The sequence below is a fragment of the Deferrisoma palaeochoriense genome (genome assembly GCF_054656955.1).
The window spans coordinates 36,736-55,988 of sequence record NZ_BAAHXI010000020.1 but is presented as its reverse complement, the minus strand read 5'-3'; the positions used below and the strand labels follow the sequence as shown (position 1 = coordinate 55,988).

At 69.0% G+C, this 19,253-nt stretch carries 16 protein-coding genes; 8 read left to right on the top strand and 8 right to left on the bottom strand.

Going from position 1 to position 19,253, the window contains the following annotated elements:
• Positions 1–839: 839 nt before the first annotated feature.
• The 8 genes from ACYQ8L_RS07630 to ACYQ8L_RS07595 form a co-directional block, all read right to left on the bottom strand.
• A complete protein-coding gene (locus tag ACYQ8L_RS07630; RefSeq protein ID WP_459941192.1) occupies positions 840–2,222 on the bottom strand; it encodes a sigma-54-dependent transcriptional regulator in 1,383 nt (460 codons plus the stop codon).
• The gene (locus ACYQ8L_RS07625; RefSeq protein WP_459941191.1) at positions 2,219–3,868 is read right to left on the bottom strand and encodes a sensor histidine kinase; all 1,650 of its coding nucleotides are present in this window, start codon (positions 3,866–3,868) and stop codon (positions 2,219–2,221) included. The genes ACYQ8L_RS07630 and ACYQ8L_RS07625 overlap by 4 nt, the downstream gene beginning before the upstream one ends.
• A 54-nt stretch (positions 3,869–3,922) precedes the next feature.
• Positions 3,923–5,137, bottom strand: coding sequence for a type II secretion system F family protein (locus ACYQ8L_RS07620; RefSeq protein ID WP_459941190.1), 1,215 nt, complete (start codon positions 5,135–5,137; stop codon positions 3,923–3,925).
• Between the two features lie 59 nt (positions 5,138–5,196).
• Positions 5,197–6,321 carry a type IV pilus twitching motility protein PilT gene (locus tag ACYQ8L_RS07615; protein ID WP_459941189.1) on the bottom strand — a complete coding sequence of 375 codons (1,125 nt, stop codon included), beginning with the start codon at positions 6,319–6,321 and terminating at the stop codon, positions 5,197–5,199.
• Between the two features lie 190 nt (positions 6,322–6,511).
• The gene (pilB, locus tag ACYQ8L_RS07610; protein ID WP_459941188.1) at positions 6,512–8,206 is read right to left on the bottom strand and encodes a type IV-A pilus assembly ATPase PilB; all 1,695 of its coding nucleotides are present in this window, start codon (positions 8,204–8,206) and stop codon (positions 6,512–6,514) included.
• A gap of 144 nt (positions 8,207–8,350) precedes the next feature.
• Complete coding sequence (gene aroE, locus ACYQ8L_RS07605) at positions 8,351–9,193, bottom strand: shikimate dehydrogenase (RefSeq protein WP_459941187.1); 843 nt, start codon at positions 9,191–9,193, stop codon at positions 8,351–8,353.
• Positions 9,190–10,140 (bottom strand): bifunctional riboflavin kinase/FAD synthetase, encoded by a 951-nt coding sequence (locus ACYQ8L_RS07600; RefSeq protein WP_459941186.1) that lies wholly within the window; start codon positions 10,138–10,140, stop codon positions 9,190–9,192. Before ACYQ8L_RS07600 ends, aroE begins: the two co-directional genes overlap by 4 nt.
• Before the next feature lie 156 nt (positions 10,141–10,296).
• Positions 10,297–11,208 carry a DMT family transporter gene (locus tag ACYQ8L_RS07595; protein ID WP_459941185.1) on the bottom strand — a complete coding sequence of 304 codons (912 nt, stop codon included), beginning with the start codon at positions 11,206–11,208 and terminating at the stop codon, positions 10,297–10,299.
• A 354-nt stretch (positions 11,209–11,562) separates the two neighbouring features.
• On the opposite strand from ACYQ8L_RS07595, the gene ACYQ8L_RS07590 reads away from it, so the two are divergent.
• The 8 genes from ACYQ8L_RS07590 (at position 11,563) to acd (ending at position 19,108) form a co-directional block, all read left to right on the top strand.
• The gene (locus ACYQ8L_RS07590; protein WP_459941184.1) at positions 11,563–12,300 is read left to right on the top strand and encodes an RsmE family RNA methyltransferase; all 738 of its coding nucleotides are present in this window, start codon (positions 11,563–11,565) and stop codon (positions 12,298–12,300) included.
• A gap of 123 nt (positions 12,301–12,423) precedes the next feature.
• Positions 12,424–12,843, top strand: a complete 420-nt coding sequence (locus tag ACYQ8L_RS07585) for a hypothetical protein (RefSeq protein ID WP_459941183.1) — start codon at positions 12,424–12,426, stop codon at positions 12,841–12,843.
• A gap of 208 nt (positions 12,844–13,051) precedes the next feature.
• On the top strand, positions 13,052–14,182 hold the full coding sequence (locus ACYQ8L_RS07580) for an NAD(P)H-dependent flavin oxidoreductase (protein WP_459941182.1): 1,131 nt from the start codon (positions 13,052–13,054) through the stop codon (positions 14,180–14,182).
• Positions 14,183–14,558: 376 nt separating this feature from the next.
• Positions 14,559–15,983: a sigma-54 interaction domain-containing protein gene (locus ACYQ8L_RS07575; RefSeq protein WP_459941181.1), complete on the top strand. Its 1,425-nt coding sequence runs from the start codon at positions 14,559–14,561 to the stop codon at positions 15,981–15,983.
• Positions 15,984–16,262: 279 nt separating this feature from the next.
• On the top strand, positions 16,263–16,397 hold the full coding sequence (locus ACYQ8L_RS07570) for a hypothetical protein (protein WP_459941180.1): 135 nt from the start codon (positions 16,263–16,265) through the stop codon (positions 16,395–16,397).
• On the top strand, positions 16,394–17,521 hold the full coding sequence (locus ACYQ8L_RS07565; RefSeq protein WP_459941179.1) for a sodium ion-translocating decarboxylase subunit beta: 1,128 nt from the start codon (positions 16,394–16,396) through the stop codon (positions 17,519–17,521). Before ACYQ8L_RS07570 ends, ACYQ8L_RS07565 begins: the two co-directional genes overlap by 4 nt.
• 194 nt (positions 17,522–17,715) lie before the next feature.
• Positions 17,716–17,934 (top strand): biotin/lipoyl-containing protein, encoded by a 219-nt coding sequence (locus ACYQ8L_RS07560; RefSeq protein ID WP_459941178.1) that lies wholly within the window; start codon positions 17,716–17,718, stop codon positions 17,932–17,934.
• A 16-nt stretch (positions 17,935–17,950) separates the two neighbouring features.
• Entirely contained in the window at positions 17,951–19,108 is a 1,158-nt protein-coding gene (acd, locus tag ACYQ8L_RS07555; RefSeq protein ID WP_459941177.1) for a glutaryl-CoA dehydrogenase Acd, read from the top strand.
• Positions 19,109–19,253 lie beyond the last annotated feature (145 nt).

Sequence of the window (19,253 nt, the reverse complement as noted above, 5' to 3'; positions counted from 1 at the left end):
TTCCCCCCTCACCCCGGCCCTCTCCCCCCGGTGGGGGGAGAGGGAGACAGAGGGCGGGCGGGCCTGCCGATGAGAGGCGATTCCCCCTCCCCTGGTGGGAGAGGGACAGGGGGAGGGGAGAGTGGTATCGGTCTCCTCCGGCCGTCTCCCCCCTGCTGGGGGAGAGGGAGCCAGAGGGCGTGGGGCCTGCCGGTGAGAAGGCGGTTCCCCCTCCCCTGGTGGGAAGGGGACACGGGGAGGGGTAGTGGCACCGGTGTCCCCCGGCCCTCTCCCCCCGGTGGGGGGAGAGGGAGCCAGAGGGCGGGCGGGCCTGCCGATGAGAGGCGATTTCCCCTCCCCTGGTGGGAGAGGGACAGGGGGAGGGGAGAGTGGTATCGGTGTCCTCCGGCCCTCTCGCTGGCTGGGGGGAGAGGGAGCCAGAGGGCGGCGGGCCTGCCGGTCAGAACGCGGTTCCCCCTCCCCCGGTGGGAAGGGGCAGGGGGAGGGGGCAGTAGCACCGGTGCCCCCCGGCTCTTTCCCCGGTTGGGGGAAAGGGAGTCAGACGGCGGGGGTCTGCCGGCGAGAAGGCGGTTCCCCCTCCCCCGGTGGGAGGGGGACAGGGGGAGGGGGAAAAGTGGCACCGGTTCGCTCCGGCCCTCTCGCTCGCGCTGGGGGGAGAGGGGGGCCCATGGCCTGCGGCGGTTGGGACGCGGGGACGTTAGGACGTTGGGACGGTAGGACGGTAGGACGGTAGGACGGCGCTTGAACTACGGGTGTTGCCTCCTGGCCTCCCAGCCTTCTAGCCTCCCAGCTTTCCAGCTTTCCATCCTCCTAGCTTCCCAGCCTCCCAGCCTCCGAGCCTACCTCATTCCCAGCCGTTCCAGCCGGTACCGCAGCGACCGGAAGGTGATCCCCAGGAGCTTGGCCGCCTCGGTCTTGTTCCCGTTGGTGCGGCGCAGGGCCTCCTCCAGGTACCGGCGCTCCACGTCGGCCAGGAACCCCTCCAGGTCGAACCCCTCCGACGGAAGGGGCGGCAGGCCGTCTGCTTCTCCCGTTCGGGGCGCGCCGAGCGCCGGCGGCAGGCTCTCCACCCCCACGTATTCCCCGGTTTCCAGCGCGGCGGCCCGCTCCACCAGGTTCTCGAGTTCCCGCACGTTTCCCGGGAACGGGTACGCCTCGAGCCGGTCCAGGGCCTCGCGGGTGAACCCCTTGAGCGGCCGGCCGAAGGCCCGGGCGTACTTCTGGAGAAAATGGAGCGCCAGGAGCGGGATGTCGTCTCGCCGCTCCCGCAGCGGAGGGATCTCAAGGGCCACCACGTTCAGGCGGTAGTAGAGGTCCTCCCGGAACCGCCCGTGGCGCACCGCATCGGCCAGGTCCCGGTTGGTGGCCGAGACGATCCGCACGTCCACCGGGATCTCCCGGTTCCCCCCCACCCGCTTGATCTTGCCCTCCTGGAGGGCCCGCAGGAGCTTGGGCTGGAGGTGGAGGGGCAGCTCCCCCACCTCATCGAGGAACAGGGTGCCGCCGGCCGCCTCCTCGAACAGACCCGGCTTGTCGGCCACGGCGCCGGTGAACGAGCCTTTTACATGGCCGAAGAGCTCGCTTTCGATCAGCCCCTCGGGGATGGCGGCGCAGTTCACGGCCACAAACGGTCCGGCCCGGCCCGAGAGGGCGTGGAGCCGCCGGGCCACGAGTTCCTTCCCCGTGCCGCTCTCGCCGTGGATGAGCACGGTCACCCCGGTGGGGGCCACCCGCTCCAGGAGCCGGAACACCTCCTGCATCCGGGGGCTTCGGCCGAGGATCTCGCCCCCCGCCTCCACGGCCTCGAGCCGGCGGCGCAGTTCCCGGTTCTCCCGGGCCAGGGCGGTGCGCTCCAGGGCCTTGGCCACGGTGAGCCGGATCTCGTCAGCCTTGAAGGGCTTGGTCAGGTAGTCGTAGGCGCCCCGCTTCATGGCCTCGACGGCGCTCTCGGCCGTGCCGAAGGCCGTGATGACCACCACCTGGGCGTCGGGGTCCCGCTCCCGGGCCGCACCAAGCACGTCGAGCCCGCTTCCGTCCGGGAGCTTGAGGTCGGTGATGACGAGGTCGAACCCGCCGCCGGCCAGGGCGTCCCGTGCCCCGGCCAGGTCGGCCCGCACCTCCACGGCGTGGCCCTCGCGCCGAAGGAGGATGGCGAGGAACTCCCGCATGGAGGGTTCGTCGTCCACCACCAGGATGCGCGCGGTGTCCTTGGGGTCGGTCATGGTCTTGGATCCCGTAGCGACGACGATCGCCGGTCGTCAGGCTTCGCCCGGTCGGTCGAGACCGGCGACCGGTGACCGTGGGCCGTTCCGAAGCGAAACGTGAACCTCGTTCCCCGGCCCGGGGCGGTGTCGAGTTCCACCGTGGCGCCATGGTTCTCGGCGATCCGGTGCACCGTGGCAAGCCCCAGGCCCGTGCCGCCGGGCTTCCCCGACTGGAAGGGCTCGAACGCCCGGGCCGCCACATCGGGCGGCATGCCCGGTCCGTCGTCGGCCACCCGGATCCACGGCGTTCCGGCCTCCTCCCCGGCCTCCACGGTCACCGTGACGCCCCGGGGCGCGGCCTCCACCGCGTTGCGGAAGAGGTTGAGGAGCACCTGCTCCCACTGGGCCGGGTCGGCCTCGATCCGGAACCCCTCGGGGACCCGGTTCTCCAGGCGAAAGGCCTCGTTCCCCTCGCCCTGGGCGAAGAAGAACCCCACCTCCCCCACCAGGTCCCGGAAGGCGACGCTCCTCGGCTCGGCCCGTCCCGGCCGGGCGTAGAGGAGGAAGTTGGCCACCAGGCGGTTCAGCCGGCCCGTCTCCCGGAGGACGATCTCGAAGAGCGCCGCGTCGTCGCCTTCCGGCCGCAGCGACTGGCGCAGCACCTCCACCGACCCGGCCAGGCTCCCCAGGGGGTTTCGGATCTCGTGGGCGAGGCCGGCCGCGAGCCGGCCCACGGCGGCCAGCCGGTCGGCCCGGCGCAGGTCCTCCTCCATCCGCTTCACGCGCGTGAGGTCCTGGAAGATCACCAGGTGCCCGATCGGTCGGTCGTCGCGGTCGGTCAGGGGCGACACCGAGTACCCGAGCACGAGCCCCCCTTCGAGGGTGACCTCGTTTCGGCTTCCGCCGGCCAGGTCGAACACGGGGGTCAGATCGGCTCCGGGGGCCAGGGGCACCCCCGCCCGGCCCAGGAGGTCTTGGGCCGCCCGGTTGTGGAACCGCACCCGGCCCGCCCGGTCGAGGGCCACGAGCCCCGAGCCCAGCCCCTCGAGGATCAGGTCCTTGAGGTGCTCGAGGTCCAGCACCTCGGCCTCGGCCTCCTCGAGCCGCTTGCCCGTGCGGCGAAGCTCCTCGGCCAGGTACCCGGCCAAGAGCGCCACGGCGAAGAACCCAACGATGCTCAGGGCGAGCTGGAAGAGGAGTTTCTCCCCGTCGACCTCGGGCAGCGGAAACGGGTTCAGGGGCCGGAGCCACCCGTAGTACTGGAGGTCCACGAGGAGGCCGTAGGCCAGGCTGGAGGCCGTGGCCGCCACGAGGGCCCCCCGGCGCTGCAGGAGGAGCGCCGCACCCACGATGACCAGGGGGTACAGGGTGACGAAGGGCGAAAACGCACCCCCCGAGAGAAACACGAGGGCCGTGGCGTAGGCCACGTCCCAGGCCGGCTGGATCCGAGCCCAAAGCGCCAGGCTCTTTCGGAGCCGCAGGGGCGCCAGGGACAGGAGCGTGATCCCGAACGAGAGGCCCGTGATTCCGAAGAACCACGAAAACGGCACCGGGGACCCCCCCCGGCGGGCCTGGAACGCCGCGGCCACCGCCAGGAGCACCCCCAGCACGGCGAACCGGCCGGCCAGGTAGCCCTGGTACCGGCCGGGGCTGGGGGCCCTCATGGCCCGCCTCCATCGGGCGTTCCCCTCCACGCCGGATTCCTCCGGCGCACCGGCCTAGCCCCCGCTCACCGCGCCCGCCATCTGGAACACCGGCAGGTACATGGCCACCACGAGCCCGCCGATGGTGCCGCCCAGGAACACCATGAGGAGCGGCTCGATCAGGCTGGTAAGCGCGCCCACGGCCTCGTCCACCTCGGTGTCGTAGAAGTCGGCGATCTTGGTGAGCATCTGGTCCAGGGCGCCGGTGGCCTCGCCCACCGCGATCATCTGGACCACCATGGGCGGGAACACCTTGGTCTCCTTGAGGGGCTCGGCGATGGTGCGGCCCTCGCTGATGGACTCCCGGGTTTTCATGATCGCCTGTTCGATCACGGCGTTCCCCGCGGTTTTGGCCACCACGTCGAGGCCCTCGAGGATCGGCACGCCGGAGCTCACGAGCGTGCCCAGGGTTCGGGTGAACTTGGCCACGGCCACCTTCCGGATGAGGTCGCCGAACACGGGAAGCCGCAGGAACAGCCGGTCGAAGAACATGCGCCCCTTCTCGGCGCGGTAGATCCGCTTGAAGGCGAACGCCAGCACAAAGAGGCAGATCAGGATGAACAGGAAGTACTTCTTGGTGAACTCCGAGAGGGCGATCACGAAGAGCGTGGGCCCCGGGAGGTTCTTGCCCACCCCGGCGAACATCTGCTGGAACACCGGGATCACCCAGATCAGGATGATCGCCACCACGAGCACCGCCACGGCCACCACGGTGGAGGGGTACACCATGGCCCCCTTGACCTTCTTCCGGAGGTTCATGGCCTTTTCGATGTACCCGGCCAGGCGGTTCAGGATGGTGTCCAGGATGCCGCCCACCTCGCCGGCGTTCACCAGGTTCACGTAGAGCCGGTCGAACACCTTGGGGTGCTTCGAGAGGGCGTCGGCGAAGGTGGCCCCGCTCTCCACGTCCTCCTTGACCTTGAGGATCACCTCCTTGAACGTGGGGTTCTCCTGCTGGCTGCCCAGGATCTCGAGGCACTGCACCAGGGGGAGCCCGGCGTCGATCATGGTGGCGAACTGCCGGGTGAACACCACGATGTCCTTGGTCTTCACCTTGGGCTTGAGCCCGGGGATCTTGATCTCGGCCTGGCCCAGGCTCTTCTTGACCTTGGTGGGCGTGATGCCCTGGGCCCGGAGCTGGGCCGTCACCACGGCTTCGCTCGGCGCCTCCATCGTGCCCTTCTGGATCTTGCCGCCCCGGGCCCTTCCTTCCCACTTGTACACCGGCATGGGAACCTCGCTTTAGACCTCGTTCGGTCAACCCTCGGGATGTCGCGCCGCCCTTGTCCTCACGCCCTGGCCCCGGACATGGCCGGCCGGGCCGCCCGGCGGGCGTCCACCACGTCGGGGGTGCCCTTGGCCAACATCTGGCGCAGTTCGGCCGGGTCGGGGCTTCGGATCATGGCGTCCTCGAGCCGGATGATCTTCTTCGTGACCAGGTGGTAGAGCGACTGGTTCATGGTCTGCTGGCCGTACTTCTCCTGCCCCATCTGCATCTGGGAGTAGATCTGGTGGACCTTGTCCTCCCGGATCAGGTTCCGGATGGCGGCGTTGGGCACCATGATCTCCACCGCCAGGGCCCGGCCCCGGCCGCTCGCCCGGGGGATGAGTTGCTGGCTCAGGATGCCCTCGAGCACGAACGAGAGTTGGGCGCGTACCTGGGGCTGCTGGTGGGGCGGGAACACGTCCACGATCCGGTTGATGGTCTGCACGGCGGTGTTCGTGTGCAGCGTGGCGAAGCACAGGTGCCCGGTCTCGGCGACGGTCAGCGCCGCCTCGATGGTTTCCAGGTCGCGCATCTCGCCGATCATCACCACGTCGGGGTCCTGGCGCAGGATGTACTTCAGGGCCTTGCGGAAGCTGTCGGTGTCGGAGTTCACCTCCCGCTGGTTCACCACGCAGTTCTTGTGGGGGTGGAGGTACTCGATCGGGTCCTCGATGGTCACGATGTGCTCGTGGCGCTCGGTGTTGATCTTGTCGATGATCGCCGCGAGGGTCGTCGATTTCCCGGACCCGGTGGGCCCGGTGACGAGCACGAGCCCCCGGGGTTTGGACGCGATCTCGTGGACCACGGGCGGCAGGCCCAGTTCCTCGAAGCTGAACACCTTGAACGGGATGGCCCGGAACGCCCCGGCCACCGAGCCGCGCTGCATGAAGATGTTGGCCCGGAACCGGGAGAGGTCCTTCACCCCGAACGAGAGGTCGAGCTCGTTCTCCTCCTCGAACCGGTGCTTCTGGGCCTCGGTCAGGACCGAGTAACACAGCCGCTTCGCGTCGGCCGGGGTGAGCGGGGGAAGGTCCAGGGGCACCATCCGGCCGTCGATCCTGAGCTGGGGCGGCGAGCCGGTGGTGATGTGCAGGTCGGACGCGCCCCGCTCGATCATGGTCTTGAGGAGTTGGTGCAGGCTGATCATGGCTTCCCTCTTCCGTGTGGGTTCGGCTGGGCGGCCGGGCTGCTCGGCAGCTAGGCGGCTAGGCAGCCAAGAGCACGCGGGATCCCGGCGTCATCGCCTGTGGCAACGGGTAAGACGGCCGCCGTACCAGGGGTCAGAGTTCAGAGGACGGATGCCAAAAGACCTCTGTCTTCTGTCCTCTGGTCCCTGCTCAGTCCTTCACGGTCACCCGGACCACCTCTTCCAGGGTGGTCACGCCCTCCATGAGTTTGGTGATCCCGCTCATCCGCAGGGTCTTCATGCCCTGGCGCACGGCCTCGGCCTTGAGCTCCATGGAGCTCGCCCCGTTCAGGATGAGCTCCTTGATCTCGTCGGTGATGACCATGACCTCGTAGAGGGCCACCCGGCCCTTGAATCCCGTGTCGGCGCAGTTGGCGCAGCCCGTGCCCCGGTAGCAGGTGAAGGTGCCGATCCGGTCCTCGGGCACCCCGATGTCCAGGAGCGCCTGGGCCGGCACCTCGACCTCCTCCTTGCAGTTGGGGCAGATCCGGCGGGCGAGCCGCTGGGCCACGATGAGGTTCGTGGCCGAGGCCACCAGGAACGGCTCCACCCCCATGTTCAGGAGCCGGTTGATCGTGCTCGGGGCGTCGTTGGTGTGCAGGGTGGAGAGCACCAGGTGGCCGGTGAGGGCGGCCTTGATCGCGATCTCGGCCGTCTCGAAGTCCCGGATCTCGCCCACCATGATGATGTCGGGGTCCTGCCGCAGGAAGCTTCGCAGAGCGGCCGCGAAATTGAGCCCGATCTCCTCGTGGATCTGCACCTGGTTGATGCCGGGCAGGTTGAACTCCACCGGGTCCTCGGCCGTGGAGATGTTGGTCTCGGGGGTGTTGAGCTCGGAGAGGGCCGAATACAGGGTGGTGGTCTTCCCCGAGCCCGTGGGCCCGGTCACGAGCACCATGCCGTAGGGCTTGTGGATCGCCTCCTTGAAGTCCTTGAGGGCCTTCTCCTCGAACCCCAGCTTCGTCATGTCGAGCTGGAGGTTCGACTTGTCGAGGAGCCGCAGGACGATCTTCTCCCCGAAGAGCGTCGGCAGCACCGACACCCGGAAGTCCATGTCCTTGTCTTTGGAGATCTTGAGCTTGATCCGGCCGTCCTGGGGGAGCCGCCGCTCGGCGATGTCCAGGCTGGCCATGATCTTGACGCGGCTCGTGATGGCGTTTTTGAGCTTCATCGGCGGCCGCATCTGCTCGTAGAGCACGCCGTCGATGCGGTAGCGGACCCGGAAGCTCTTCTCGTAGGGCTCGATGTGGATGTCGCTCGCGTTCTTCTTGATGGCGTCGGAGAGGATCAGGTTTACGAGCTTGACGACGGGGGCGTCCTCGACGGCGCGCTCGAGATCGGCCACGTCCACGTCCTCTTCGTCCTGGACGAGTTCCAGTTCGTCCAGGTCGAAGTTGCCCATCACGTCCAGCAGCGTGGCCGACGAGTCGTAGTACCGGTCGATCGCCTCCTTGATGGCCGACGGCGCCGCCAGCACCATCTCCACGTTGTAGCCCGTGAGGAACTTGATGTCGTCGAGGGCGAACATGTTGGAGGGGTCGTCCACGGCCACGATCAGGGTGGAGCCGACCCGGTTGATGGGGATGATCCGGTACTTCTGGACCAGATCCTCGGGCACGAGCTTCGTGACCTCGGGATCCACCTCGAAGTTGGCGAGGTCCACCGTGGGCACCCCGTACTGCTTCGAGAGGGTCCGGACGAGGTCCTTCTCGTCCACCAGGCCGAGCCGCACCAGCGCCTCGCTCAGGCGGCCCCCGTTCTTGCGCTGGTCCTCCTTGGCCTTTTCGAGGTCGGCCGGGGTGAGGACGTTTTCCCGGATCAGCAGTTCGCCGAGTCGTTTGGACATGAGATCGTCCTGTGGCTATCAGCTAGGCGGCTAGGCGGCCGCGACGTTTGGCCCCTGCGCGGGGTGGCCGCACCCTCACAGGTGGAAGGCCCCGGCGCGTCTGCCTCGGCGCAGGGGTCCTCCGGGGCCGAGGCTCCGCGCCCGTCACTCCCCCATGGCCCGGGCCATCACCGCCACCGGGGCTTCCCGGCCGGTCCAGAGTCGGAGCGCCTCGGCGCCCTGGTAGAGCAGCATCGACCGGCCGGAGGCGGCCCGGTGCCCGGCGACGCGGGCCTGGTCCACCAAAGCCGTCTCCAGGCCCCTCCGGTAGGCCATGTCGTACACGGCGAGCTCCGGGAGGCTCCCGAGATCCCACGGCCACCGGGCGCCGTCGTCGAGGCCCGCCGGGGTCGCCCCCACCAAGAGGTCCCCCGGCCCGGGCGCGAACGCCGTGATTTCCACGGCTTCCAGGCGACAAGGGGAGATCCGGGGCGCCAGGGCGCGGGCGAGGCCCTCGGCACGGATAGCGTTTCGGTTCATCACGAAGATTTCTTGAGCGCCCCCCGACGCCAGGGCCACCACGGCCGCCTTTGCGGCCCCTCCGGCGCCCCAGATCCAGGCCCGCCGCCCCTGGGGGTCATACCCCAGGTCCTCCGCCAGGGCCCGGGCGAACCCGGCCACGTCGGTGTTGAAGGCGCGCCAGCCCCCCTCCGCCGCCACCAGGGTGTTGGCGGCCCCCACCAGGCGGGCCGTGGGGTCGGCTTCGGCGGCGAGGCGAAGTGCCGCTTCCTTGTGGGGCACGGTGACGTTCAGGCCCGCGACCCCGAGGGCGAGGCAGCCGGCGAGCGCCGCCTCAAGGCCCTCGGGGGCGACGTCGAAGGCCAGGTACACGGCGTCCAGGCCCAGCGCCGCAAACGCCGCGTTGTGCATGGCCGGGGACAGGCTGTGGGCCACGGGGTGGCCGAGGAGGCCGTACAGGCGGGTGCGGGGGGTGGGGCGGGGGATCATGGGGCGGCGCGGGCCGCTTCCTTGGGCGTTCCCAGCAGGCGACGCACCTCCGTGACGTCGGAGCGGATGTGGGCGACGAGGTCGTCCACGGAGCGGAAGGCGATCTCGCCCCGGATCCGTGCCACGGGCTGGATCCGGAGTTCGGCGCCATAGAGATCCCCTGAGAAATCCAGGAGATAGGCCTCGACCCCGCTGGCCGAGGCGCCGAAGGTCGGGTTGGGGCCGATGTTCACCGCCGCGCCGTAGGTGCCCGACGGGGTTTCGGCCCACGCCGCGTACACGCCGGCTGGCGGGAGACACTCCTCCCGCGGCAGCACGTTCGCCGTGGGAAACCCGAGCCGCCGGCCCCGGGCAGCGCCGTGGATCACGGGGCCGTGGAGGGTGTAGGGCCGGCCGAGAAGCCGGGCGGCCGTTTCGAAGTCCGCCGATTGGACCGCCCTTCGGATCCGGGTGGAGCTCACCACCTCCCCGTCGAGGAGGAACTGGGGGAGCACGCGCACCCGGAATCCGGCCCGGCGGCCCTCCTCCTCGAGCAGGGCGATGGATCCCCTGCGCTCCCGGCCGAACCCGAAATCCGGCCCCACCCAGATCTCCCTCGCGCCGAGGGCGTCCACGAGGGTGCGGCGCACGAAGTCCGTGGGGTCCTGCGCCGCGTACTCCCGGTCGAACCGGGCCCACACGAGCACGTCCACCCCCAGTTCCTCGATCCGCGCCACCCGGTCCTCGAACGAGGTGAGCAGGGGGGGGCAGTACGCCGGGTTCAGAACCCGCAGGGGGTGGGGGTGGAACGTGTACACCACCGACGCGACCCCGAGCTCGCCCGCCCGGGCCACGACCCGGCCGATGAGCTCCCGGTGCCCCAGGTGGACCCCGTCGAAGTTCCCGATGGTGACGACCGAACCCCCCAGGGTGCCGGGGGCCAGTTGGTTGTGTTCGATGACGCGCATGGCAGCCGTTGAAGCGCTGGAAGGCGGGGGAGGCGAAACGGCGAAAACGCCGAAACCCCTCTCCACGCCGGGGATGACGGAATCGGGCGGCGATTCGCCGGAGCCTCCACGCCGCGAGGGGCGTGGGGGGCGATCTTCCGATGCCGCCGCAAAGCGCTAACGGTAGGTGGGCCGGGGCGGGGTGTCAAGGCGCGGAAACCCGGCGGCCAGGAGGCATCCGCCCACCACGAGCACCCCACCCACCCACTGGGCCGGGCCCGGGAGCTCCCCCAGGGCCAGGGCCGCCACGAACCCGGCGTAGAGGGGCAGGGTGTTGTAGAATGCCATGGCCCCCGAGGGGCCGAGCCGCCGTACCCCTTCGTTCCAGGCCAGGAAGGCCACGAACGAGGGGCCGGCGCCGATGTAGAGGAGGGCGGCCACGACCCCGGGCGACCAGCGGGGCGGCAGGGCGTCCCACTCCCAGGCGGCCGGGCCGAGGAGCACAAGGGCGCCGAGCACCGTGGACGTGGCGGTGACCCACACCGTGGGGTGGCGTTCGAGGAGCCTGCGCCCGGCGATGGAGTACAGGGCCCAGCACACGACGGCCCCGAGAACGAAGAGGTCGCCCGGGTTGAACCGCAGGGACGTCAGGATTTCCCAGGACCCCCGGGAAAGGATGATGGCGACCCCGACAAGGCTCACCAGCCCGCCGATCACGTGCTGCCGGGCAAGCGGGGTGCCGAGGAGTAGCCGGGCGAGAAACACGGTCACCAGCGGCCCCGCCGCGTTCACGAGCCCGGCGTTCACGGCGGTGGTGGACCGGAGCCCCGCGTAGAGGAGCACCTGGAACCCCACCACCCCGGTCAGGGCCATTGCCGCGATGAGCCCCCAGTCCCTCCGGGTGGCTCCTTTGGGGCCCGCCCGGGTCCGCCACAGGAGCAACCCGAAGAGCACCGAGGCGATCGCGCCCCGGATCGCGGCGAGGGTCCAGGGGCCCACCGCGTCCCGGAGGGCCCGGCCGAGCACGACGTTGCCGGCCCACAGGAGCGTGGCGGCGTTGACGAACAGGTAATCGGTCCACTTGATCACGGGTGCGCCTGAGGATCTATGCTGGGCCGCCGTGCAGTTGAGAGTGTTATTAGCCCGGCGCCAATAGAGGCGCGCAAGGGAGTCGCCAGGGCATGGGGCCTACTTCCGGCCGTGCGTGAGTGCAGCATCCGGCCACGGTAGGAGCCACGCCCGGCGCTCCAGCAGGCCCCATGCCCCGGGCCGTGCCTATTTAGCCGCCGGAGCAATAGCCCCGGCGGGACCATCCCGGGAACCCCCCGGGGCGACCCCTGCGGTTCCGAGCGGACCCTACCGGCGGCCGCGAGGTTGTGGAACCCTACCGGGTCGGTTCTGCCGGTTCAAGCCCGAGGCGGCTCGGGCCGAAAGGAGATGCCGGTGCCCCAGTTCCGGGTACAGCCTGCGGACGTGGACGAACGGGGGGGACGGGCGATCCTCCGGGGGGCCGAGGCGCACCACCTCACCCGGGTGTTGCGGCTGGGGGCGGGCGAGACCGTGCTCCTCTTCGACGGCGCCGGCCGGCGCTGGGCCGGGGTGGTCGAACGCACGGGCCCCGAGGTGGTGGTGGCGGGGCTTACCCCCCAGGCCGCCAACGAATCCCCGGTGCGCCTGGAGCTGGTGGTGGCCCTGCCCAAGGGGGAGCGGTGGGACCGGGTCCTGGAGAAGGGCACCGAGCTCGGGGTGAGCGCGTTTCGGCCGGTGTACACCGAGCGCACGGTGGTGCGCGTGCCGCCGGGCCAGGAGGCCCGGCGCCTCGAGCGGTGGAGGCGGATCGTGGAGGCCGCCGCGAAGCAGTGTGAACGGGGGGCGCTTCCGGAGGTGTTCCCGCCGGTCCCGATCGCGGATGCACTCGGGGTCCTGGGGGCGCCGGGCCCCGACGAGGCGCGGGTGGTGTGGGCCGAGAGGAGCCTCGAACGGTTCGCCCCGCCGCAGGACGTCCGGCGGGCGATTCTGGCATCGGGGCCCGAGGGGGGGTGGACCGAACACGAGCTGGGTCTGCTGCGGCAGGCGGGGTTTCGGCCGGCCGGGCTGGGTCCCCGGATCCTCCGGGCCGAAACCGCCGCGGTGGTGGGCGCGGCCCTGGCCCAGTTCTGGTGGGGGGATCTGAACGGCTAGGAAGCCCGGGAGTTGTGCCGGCTAGAGAAGCGTTTTGGGCGCGGCCGCGGGCGCCGCGGTCTTGTGGGGGGAGAACCCCGGTGATACGGTGACGAGCCGAGGCCCTGAATCCGGAGGTCGATCATGAAATGCCCCAAGTGCGGCTACACCAGTTTTGACCACCTCGACGAGTGCAAGCGGTGCGGCACGGACCTGCGGGACGTGCGGACCCTCCTGGGGTTGATCGTCGTGCGGCCGGAGGACCGGATCGCAGTACCCCAGGAGGCGGCCTTCGAGGAACCCGTGCCGTCGGAGGCCTTCGTCACCGCGGACGAAGAGATCCACGCGGTCGACCTCGGGGGTGGGGAAGACGGGCCCGAGGAGTTCCTGTCGGACATGGACTTTGAGGAATCCTTCGAAGACGTGGTGGAACGCACCAGTTACGAGGCGGTCGAAGAGGCGAACACGGGGACGCCGGTGGCGGACGTCCCGGAGGAGGACGACGGCCTGCTGGACCTGGACTTCTCCGATATCTTCGCCGAGGAGAAGAAAGAGAAGGAATGAATGAGTGCTCAATGTCCGGCCGTTCGTGGGATTCCCTTGACGGGGTGTGGGGCCTCGGGTAGCGTGGGCGCCCGGGGTCGTCCATCGGGCGGCCCCAGGTAGGTCGGGTTCCCACAATCCCCCTCGGGTGTGAAGGAGAGGTCGCCGACCTCTCCTTTTTTTGTTTGTAGGTGCCCCCTGGGGCACGCCAGAGAGCAAGGAGTCGTTCGTGAGCAAGTCGTTGTCCCCGTTTGCCGTGCGCCGTGTGTATTGCGACCGCCCCATCGTTCAGGGGGGCATGGGGGTGGGGGTGTCGTTGGCCGAGTTGGCGGGGGCCGTGGCCCGGGAAGGGGGCATGGGCACGGTGTCGAGCGCGTGCCTCGACCGGTTGGTGAGCCGTCGCCTCGGCCGGGACGTCGGTGCCAGGGAGGCCGCTGCCGCCGAGATCGCCCGGGCCAAGGCGTTGTCGGAGGGCCGGGGCGCCGTGGCCATGAACGTCATGGTGGCGATCCAGGAGTCCTACGCCGAGAGCGTTCTCGGGGCCCTCGACGGGGGGGCCGACGCCATCGTGTCGGGCGCGGGGTTGCCGCTTTCGCTCCCCTCGGTCGTGGCGGGGCATCCCCGGGCCGAGGACGTGGCGCTGATCCCCATCGTGTCCTCGGCTCGGGCGCTCCGGGTGCTGGGGAAACGGTGGGCGGCCGCCGGCCGCCGGCCCGACGCCGTCGTCGTCGAAGGCCCCATGGCGGGCGGACACCTGGGGTGGAAGAGCCGGGACGAGGTGGAGGATCCGGCCCATTCCCTGGAGAACCTGGTGGACGAGGTGCTCGCCGAGGCGGAGCGGCAGGGGGGCATTCCGGTGATCGCGGCCGGGGGGATTTACGACCACGAGGATGTGGCGGCCATGCTCCGGCGGGGTGCCGCGGCGGTCCAGCTCGGAACCCGATTTCTGGCCACCCAGGAAAGCGGGGCCTCCGAGGCCTACAAGCGGGCCGTGGTCGCAAGCACCCTTCAGGATATCGAGGTGGCGGTGGCGCCCGGTAGCCCCTGTGGGCTGCCGTTCCGGGTGCTGCGCTCGTCGAGCATGTACCGGAAGGCGGTCTCCGGGGTGCTGCGGGTCCGGTGCGACAAGGGGTACCTTAGGGGCCCCGCGGGTTGCCTGGCCGTGCGGGAGCAGGGCAAATACTTTTGCATCTGCAACGGGCTTTTGAGCTCGGCCGGGTACAACCCCGACGAGGAAGCGCCCCTGTACACGGTGGGGGCCAACGCCTGGCGGGTGGACCGGGTCGTGCCGGTGAGGGAGTTGATGGCGGAGCTCTCCGGGGAAACCCCTGCTACGCTGGCCCGTGCTGCCAACGCGTGAGCAGGCTGGAAAGCTGGAAGGCTGGAAAGCTGGAAAGCTAGAAGGCTAGAAGGCTAGAAGGCGGGGAGGCTCACCCCCCTGCTACCGGCTTGATAGCGAGACCCACAGGTCGCCGGGAAAAGGGAGAGGAAGCAGGATCCCACCTGCTGTCCCGGCAGGTTCGAGACCTGGGTAGGGCCCAGCGAGGCCGGTGCTCGGGTTCCCGTCGTCCGGTGCTCTGGAAGGGGATTGGGGGTCAGGGACTCCGCCTCCTCTCCGCGAAACCGGCCGCGCCGGCTCGATCCCCGAAGGCCGCTTCGCACTCCCTTCCGTTTCGCGCAACGATACGGATCCGCCGTCGGCGGGTTCTTCCCGCATCCATTTCCAACCCTATGCCATGAACCGACTGCAAGAACTCCTCTCCGTAGTGGCCGAGGCGTTGGGGCCCTACGACGCGGACGAGGCCGTGATCGAGGCCCTGCGCACCCTCCTCGACAACCGCTACGAAGGCCTGATCGTGGTGGATGCCGAGGGCCGGGTCGTGTACATGAACCGCGAGAACGAGCGGTTCCTGGGGCTCGAGCGGGGCGCGGCCAAGGGCCGCCACATCACCGAGCTTATCCCCTCGTCGCGGCTCCACGTGGTGTGCCAGACGGGCCGGGCCGAGGTGGGGCACCTCCAGGAGATCGAGGGGAAGACGAAGGTGGTGGCCCGCATCCCCCTGCGCCGCGACGGCCGGGTGGTGGGCGCCATGGGCTCGATCATGTTCCGGGATCTCCGGGAGGTCGCGCGCCTTAGCCGGAAGGTAAAGGTCCTCGAGGACCAGGTGGCGAGCTACCAGCGAAAGCTCCGGAATCTGCCCCATCGCAACCGGTACACCTTCGACCACATCTTGGGAACGGGGCGAAAGCTCCGGGAAGCCGTGGACCTGGCCAAGCGCGTGGCCCGCTCGGAGGCCGACGTGCTGCTGGTGGGCGAGACCGGCACCGGGAAGGAGCTCTTCGCCCACGCCATCCACAACGAGAGCCCCCGGGCCGACGGGCCCTTCGTCCGGCTCAACTGCGCGGCCATCCCCCGGGAGCTCGCCGAGTCCGAGCTGTTCGGGTACGAGCCCGGGTCGTTCTCGGGGGCCGACCGAAAGGGCCGGATCGGCAAATTCGAACAGGCCCACGGCGGCACCATCTTCCTCGACGAGATCGGGGATCTCCCGCTGGATATCCAGGCGAAGCTCTTGCGGGTGCTCCAGGAGCGGGAGGTGGAGCGCCTGGGGGGCACCGGCCCCCGGTACGTGGACTTCCGTCTCATCGCCGCCTCCAACGTGGACCTGAAGGAGCTGGTCGAGGCCGGGCGGTTCCGTGCGGACCTCTATTTCCGGCTGAACCGGCTCCTGGTGTACCTGCCTCCCCTGCGGGACCACCCGGAAGACATCCCCCTGTACGTGGACCACTTCCTGGACACACACTTTCCGTTTGAGGGGACCGGAAAGCGCCGTATGGCGCGGGAGGCCCTCGAGGCCCTCCGGCGGTACCCCTGGCCGGGGAACGTGCGGGAACTCCAGAACGCCGTGGAGCGGGCCGCCTGGAACGCGGCCGGGCCGGTGATTGAGGTGCGGGATCTGCCGGTCCAACTCTTGACGGCCGATCTCCCTGAGATGCCGGAAAGGGATCCTCCCCTCTTGCGCCAGGCCGTGGAGGAGGCCGAAAAGCGTCTCATCCGCCGGGTCCTGGAGATTACCGGGGGGAACAAGCGGCGGGCCTGCGAGCTGTTGGGAATTCACCGGGCCACTCTGTATCAGAAGCTCGCGCGGTACGGCCTGGGCTGATCCCTGTTGTCTTGTTTGTGCGACATGTCGATTTTTTGAGACACGCCGCGGGCCCTTCTCACCGCGGAGTTCCCCGACGATCTCCCCCGAAGTGTCGGATTTCGTAGACATTCGCCCTGCCGCCTCCCGATCGCATCCCCTGCCCTAGATCCACGAAACGCCTTAAGAAGAAAAGAAAAACAGATCTTCTCCCTGCCCTGGCATGGCCTTTGCTCTCCACTTGGGGCGCGATGGGAGGTGCCCCGCCCCGAGGGGTACGGCACGTGAGGAGGAAGGACCATGGTGGAAGCGGTGCGGATCTTTGCGGCCGGGACGGCCGCGGTGTTCGTCGGTATGGGGCTCGTCTATGTGGCCGTGCGCCTCGTGGCCGCCGGCGTGAGCCGCTGGGCCGAAAGGGAAGGGGGCGAGGCATGAGTGCCGGGGGATGGATCGGCGAACTGGTCCACCAGACGGGATTCCTCGGGCTCACCTGGGGCCACCCGGTGATGTGGCTCGTCGCCGGGTTTTTCCTGTACCTGGCCATCGTCAAAAAGTTCGAGCCCCTGCTGCTCCTGCCCATCGCCTTCGGGATGCTCGTGGTGAACCTGCCGGGCACCGGGCTCATGGAGCCGGGCGAGGGGCTCCTGTGGCGGTTCTTCCACTACGGCATCGAGTGGGAGGTCATTCCTCCCCTCATCTTCCTGGGGCTCGGGGCCCTCACCGACTTCGGGCCGCTCCTGAGCCAGCCGCGGCTCATCTTTCTGGGGGCCGGCGCCCAGGTGGGGGTGTACATCACCTTCTTCTGCGCCCACCTCATGGGCTTCGACCTCAGGGAGGCCGCCACCATCGGCATCATCGGGGGCGCGGACGGCCCGACCACGATCTACCTGGGGTCGAAGCTGGCGCCCCACATGCTCGGGACCGTGGCCGTGGCTGCGTACTCCTACATGGCCATGGTGCCCCTCATCCAGCCGCCCATCATGCGGTTGCTCACCTCCCAGGCCGAGCGGAAAATCCGCATGCGCAAGGCCCGCAAGGTCCATCCGGCCGAGAAGGTGCTGTTCCCTGTGATCGCGGCCTTGGTGGTGATCCTGCTCGTGCCGGCCTCGGCGCCCCTGATGGCCATGTTCATGCTCGGGAACCTGTTCCGTGAGTCGAAGGTGGTCGACCGGTTGGTGGGCGCGAGCCAGAACGAGCTCATGAACATCGTGACGATCCTCCTGGGGATCAGCGTGGGGGCCACGATGAGGGCCGAGACGTTCCTCCAGCCGAAGGTGATTTTCGTGTTCTTCCTAGGGCTTTTTGCATTCATGGTGAGCACCGCGTCCGGGATCCTGCTCGCGAAGTTGATGAATCTCCTGAGCCGGGACAAGGTCAATCCGCTCCTGGGCGCGGCCGGGGTGAGCGCCGTGCCCATGGCCGCCCGGGTAGTCCACAAGGTGGCCTCGGAGGAGGACCGGCAGAACTACCTCCTGATGTACGCTATGGGACCCAACGTGGCCGGGGTGCTCGGCACGTTGATCGCGGCCGGCGTGTTCTTGGCGATGGTGGGGGGATGAGCGTGTTAGGGCGCTGAGATGCGCCCTGCCGCCGGGACGCTGTACGAGGAGGGGGGAGGCGGATCGAGTCGAGAAAGGTGACCCCTCGGACCGCAGAGGGAGAACCTCCGACCGTGGGCCGCGGTTGATGGAATAAGAGTTGCTTCCCCGATCCACCCCGGGAGCCGGGGTGCCAACCCAAGGAGAGTTGTGCCATGATTGAGGTCAAAGCCCCGATGGCCGGAAACGTGTGGAAGGTGGAGTGCGCGCCCGGAGAGGCCGTGGCGGCCAACGACCCGGTGGTGATCCTGGAGGTCATGAAGATGGAGGCCGACGTGTTTGCGCCGGCCGCCGGGGTGGTGAAGGAGGTCCGGGTGAAACCCGGGGATGCCGTGGAGGAGGACCAGGTCCTCGTCGTGTTGGAACCCGCTTGAGGGAAAAGGAGGAGCCATGATCTTCGAACTGACGCCCGAACAGAAGATGGTGCAGGAGCAGGCCCGGCGGTTTGCGGAGAACGAGATCAAGCCGTTCGTCGAAAAGGAAGAGGCCGAGCACGCCTTTCCCCTGGAGCGGGTGCGCAAGATGGGGGAGCTCGGGTTCTTCGGCTGCGGCATCGACGAGAAGTACGGCGGAAACGGCATGGGGCTCCTGGAGAGCGTGCTCCTGGCCGAGCAGATCGCCAAGGTGAGCCCCTCCTGGCGGCTCCCGTTCAACATGCAGAACCTGGGACCGGCGCTGACGGTGCAGAAGTTCGGCACCGAGGAGCAGAAGGAGAAGTACATCCCCGGGTGGGTCAGCGGAGAGAAGATCGGGTTCTTCGCCATCACCGAGCCCAACAGCGGCTCGGACGTGGCCAGCATGAAGACCACGGCCACGGACAAGGGCGACCACTGGGAGCTTAACGGCACGAAGACCTGGATCTCCAACGCCCACGTGGGGGACGTGGGGCTCGTGTACGCCTACACCGATCGGTCGAAGAAGTACCAGGGCATGACCTGCTTCCTGGTGGATCTGAAGAACACCGAGGGCGTCACCACCCGGGCGATCGAGACGAAGCTCGGGCTCCACTGCGCCCCGACCGGTGAGATCTATTTCGACGGGGCCAAGATTCCGAAGGATTCCGTGCTCGGCCAGGTGGGCGAGGGCTTCAAGATCTGCATGTGGCAGCTCAACAACACCCGGCTCGGGTGTGCGGCCGGCGCCCTCGGGTGCGCCGGGGGGCTCATCGATCTCGCCATCCAGTACGCCAACGAGCGCACCCAGTTCGGGAAGCCGATCGGCGAGTTCCAGATGATCCAGTCCACCATTGCGGAGCTCGTGGCCGAGCACCACGCGGCCCAGCTCCTCGTCTACCGGGCGGCCTACCTCAAGGATAAGGGCCTGCCGAACCAGTTTGAGACCTCGATCGCGAAGTACTACTCGGCCGAGGCCGCGGTGCACGCGGCCAACGAGGTGATGAAGATCTACGGCTCCTGGGGGTACTCCACCGAGTACCCGGTGGAGCGCTACTTCCGGGATGCCAAGTCGTACCAGGTGGTGGAAGGCACCTCCAACATCCAGAAGCTCATCATTTCCGGGATCGCTCTGGGGAAGGCGCCCAACCGCTGATCCCCCGAGGGAGGAGGCGCGTTTGCGCGGGGCCCCCGCCGTTCGGTCGGCCGGGGCTCTTTTTTTTCGGCGGGAACCAGGGCCCGGGGGTTGCATACCGACCAAGCGTTTGGTAAACAAGGCGTGGATTTGACCCGGCGTTTTG

Bases quoted from the DNA above. Each gene is read 5' to 3' on its own strand.
- ACYQ8L_RS07630 (WP_459941192.1), bottom strand. From the start codon at position 2,222: ATGACCGACCCCAAGGACACCGCGCGCATCCTGGTGGTGGACGACGAA.
- ACYQ8L_RS07625 (WP_459941191.1), bottom strand. From the start codon at position 3,868: ATGAGGGCCCCCAGCCCCGGCCGGTACCAGGGCTACCTGGCCGGCCGG.
- ACYQ8L_RS07620 (WP_459941190.1), bottom strand. From the start codon at position 5,137: ATGCCGGTGTACAAGTGGGAAGGAAGGGCCCGGGGCGGCAAGATCCAG.
- ACYQ8L_RS07615 (WP_459941189.1), bottom strand. From the start codon at position 6,321: ATGATCAGCCTGCACCAACTCCTCAAGACCATGATCGAGCGGGGCGCG.
- pilB (WP_459941188.1), bottom strand. From the start codon at position 8,206: ATGTCCAAACGACTCGGCGAACTGCTGATCCGGGAAAACGTCCTCACC.
- aroE (WP_459941187.1), bottom strand. From the start codon at position 9,193: ATGATCCCCCGCCCCACCCCCCGCACCCGCCTGTACGGCCTCCTCGGC.
- ACYQ8L_RS07600 (WP_459941186.1), bottom strand. From the start codon at position 10,140: ATGCGCGTCATCGAACACAACCAACTGGCCCCCGGCACCCTGGGGGGT.
- ACYQ8L_RS07585 (WP_459941183.1), top strand. From the start codon at position 12,424: ATGAAATGCCCCAAGTGCGGCTACACCAGTTTTGACCACCTCGACGAG.
- ACYQ8L_RS07575 (WP_459941181.1), top strand. From the start codon at position 14,559: ATGAACCGACTGCAAGAACTCCTCTCCGTAGTGGCCGAGGCGTTGGGG.
- ACYQ8L_RS07570 (WP_459941180.1), top strand. From the start codon at position 16,263: ATGGTGGAAGCGGTGCGGATCTTTGCGGCCGGGACGGCCGCGGTGTTC.
- ACYQ8L_RS07565 (WP_459941179.1), top strand. From the start codon at position 16,394: ATGAGTGCCGGGGGATGGATCGGCGAACTGGTCCACCAGACGGGATTC.
- ACYQ8L_RS07560 (WP_459941178.1), top strand. From the start codon at position 17,716: ATGATTGAGGTCAAAGCCCCGATGGCCGGAAACGTGTGGAAGGTGGAG.
- acd (WP_459941177.1), top strand. From the start codon at position 17,951: ATGATCTTCGAACTGACGCCCGAACAGAAGATGGTGCAGGAGCAGGCC.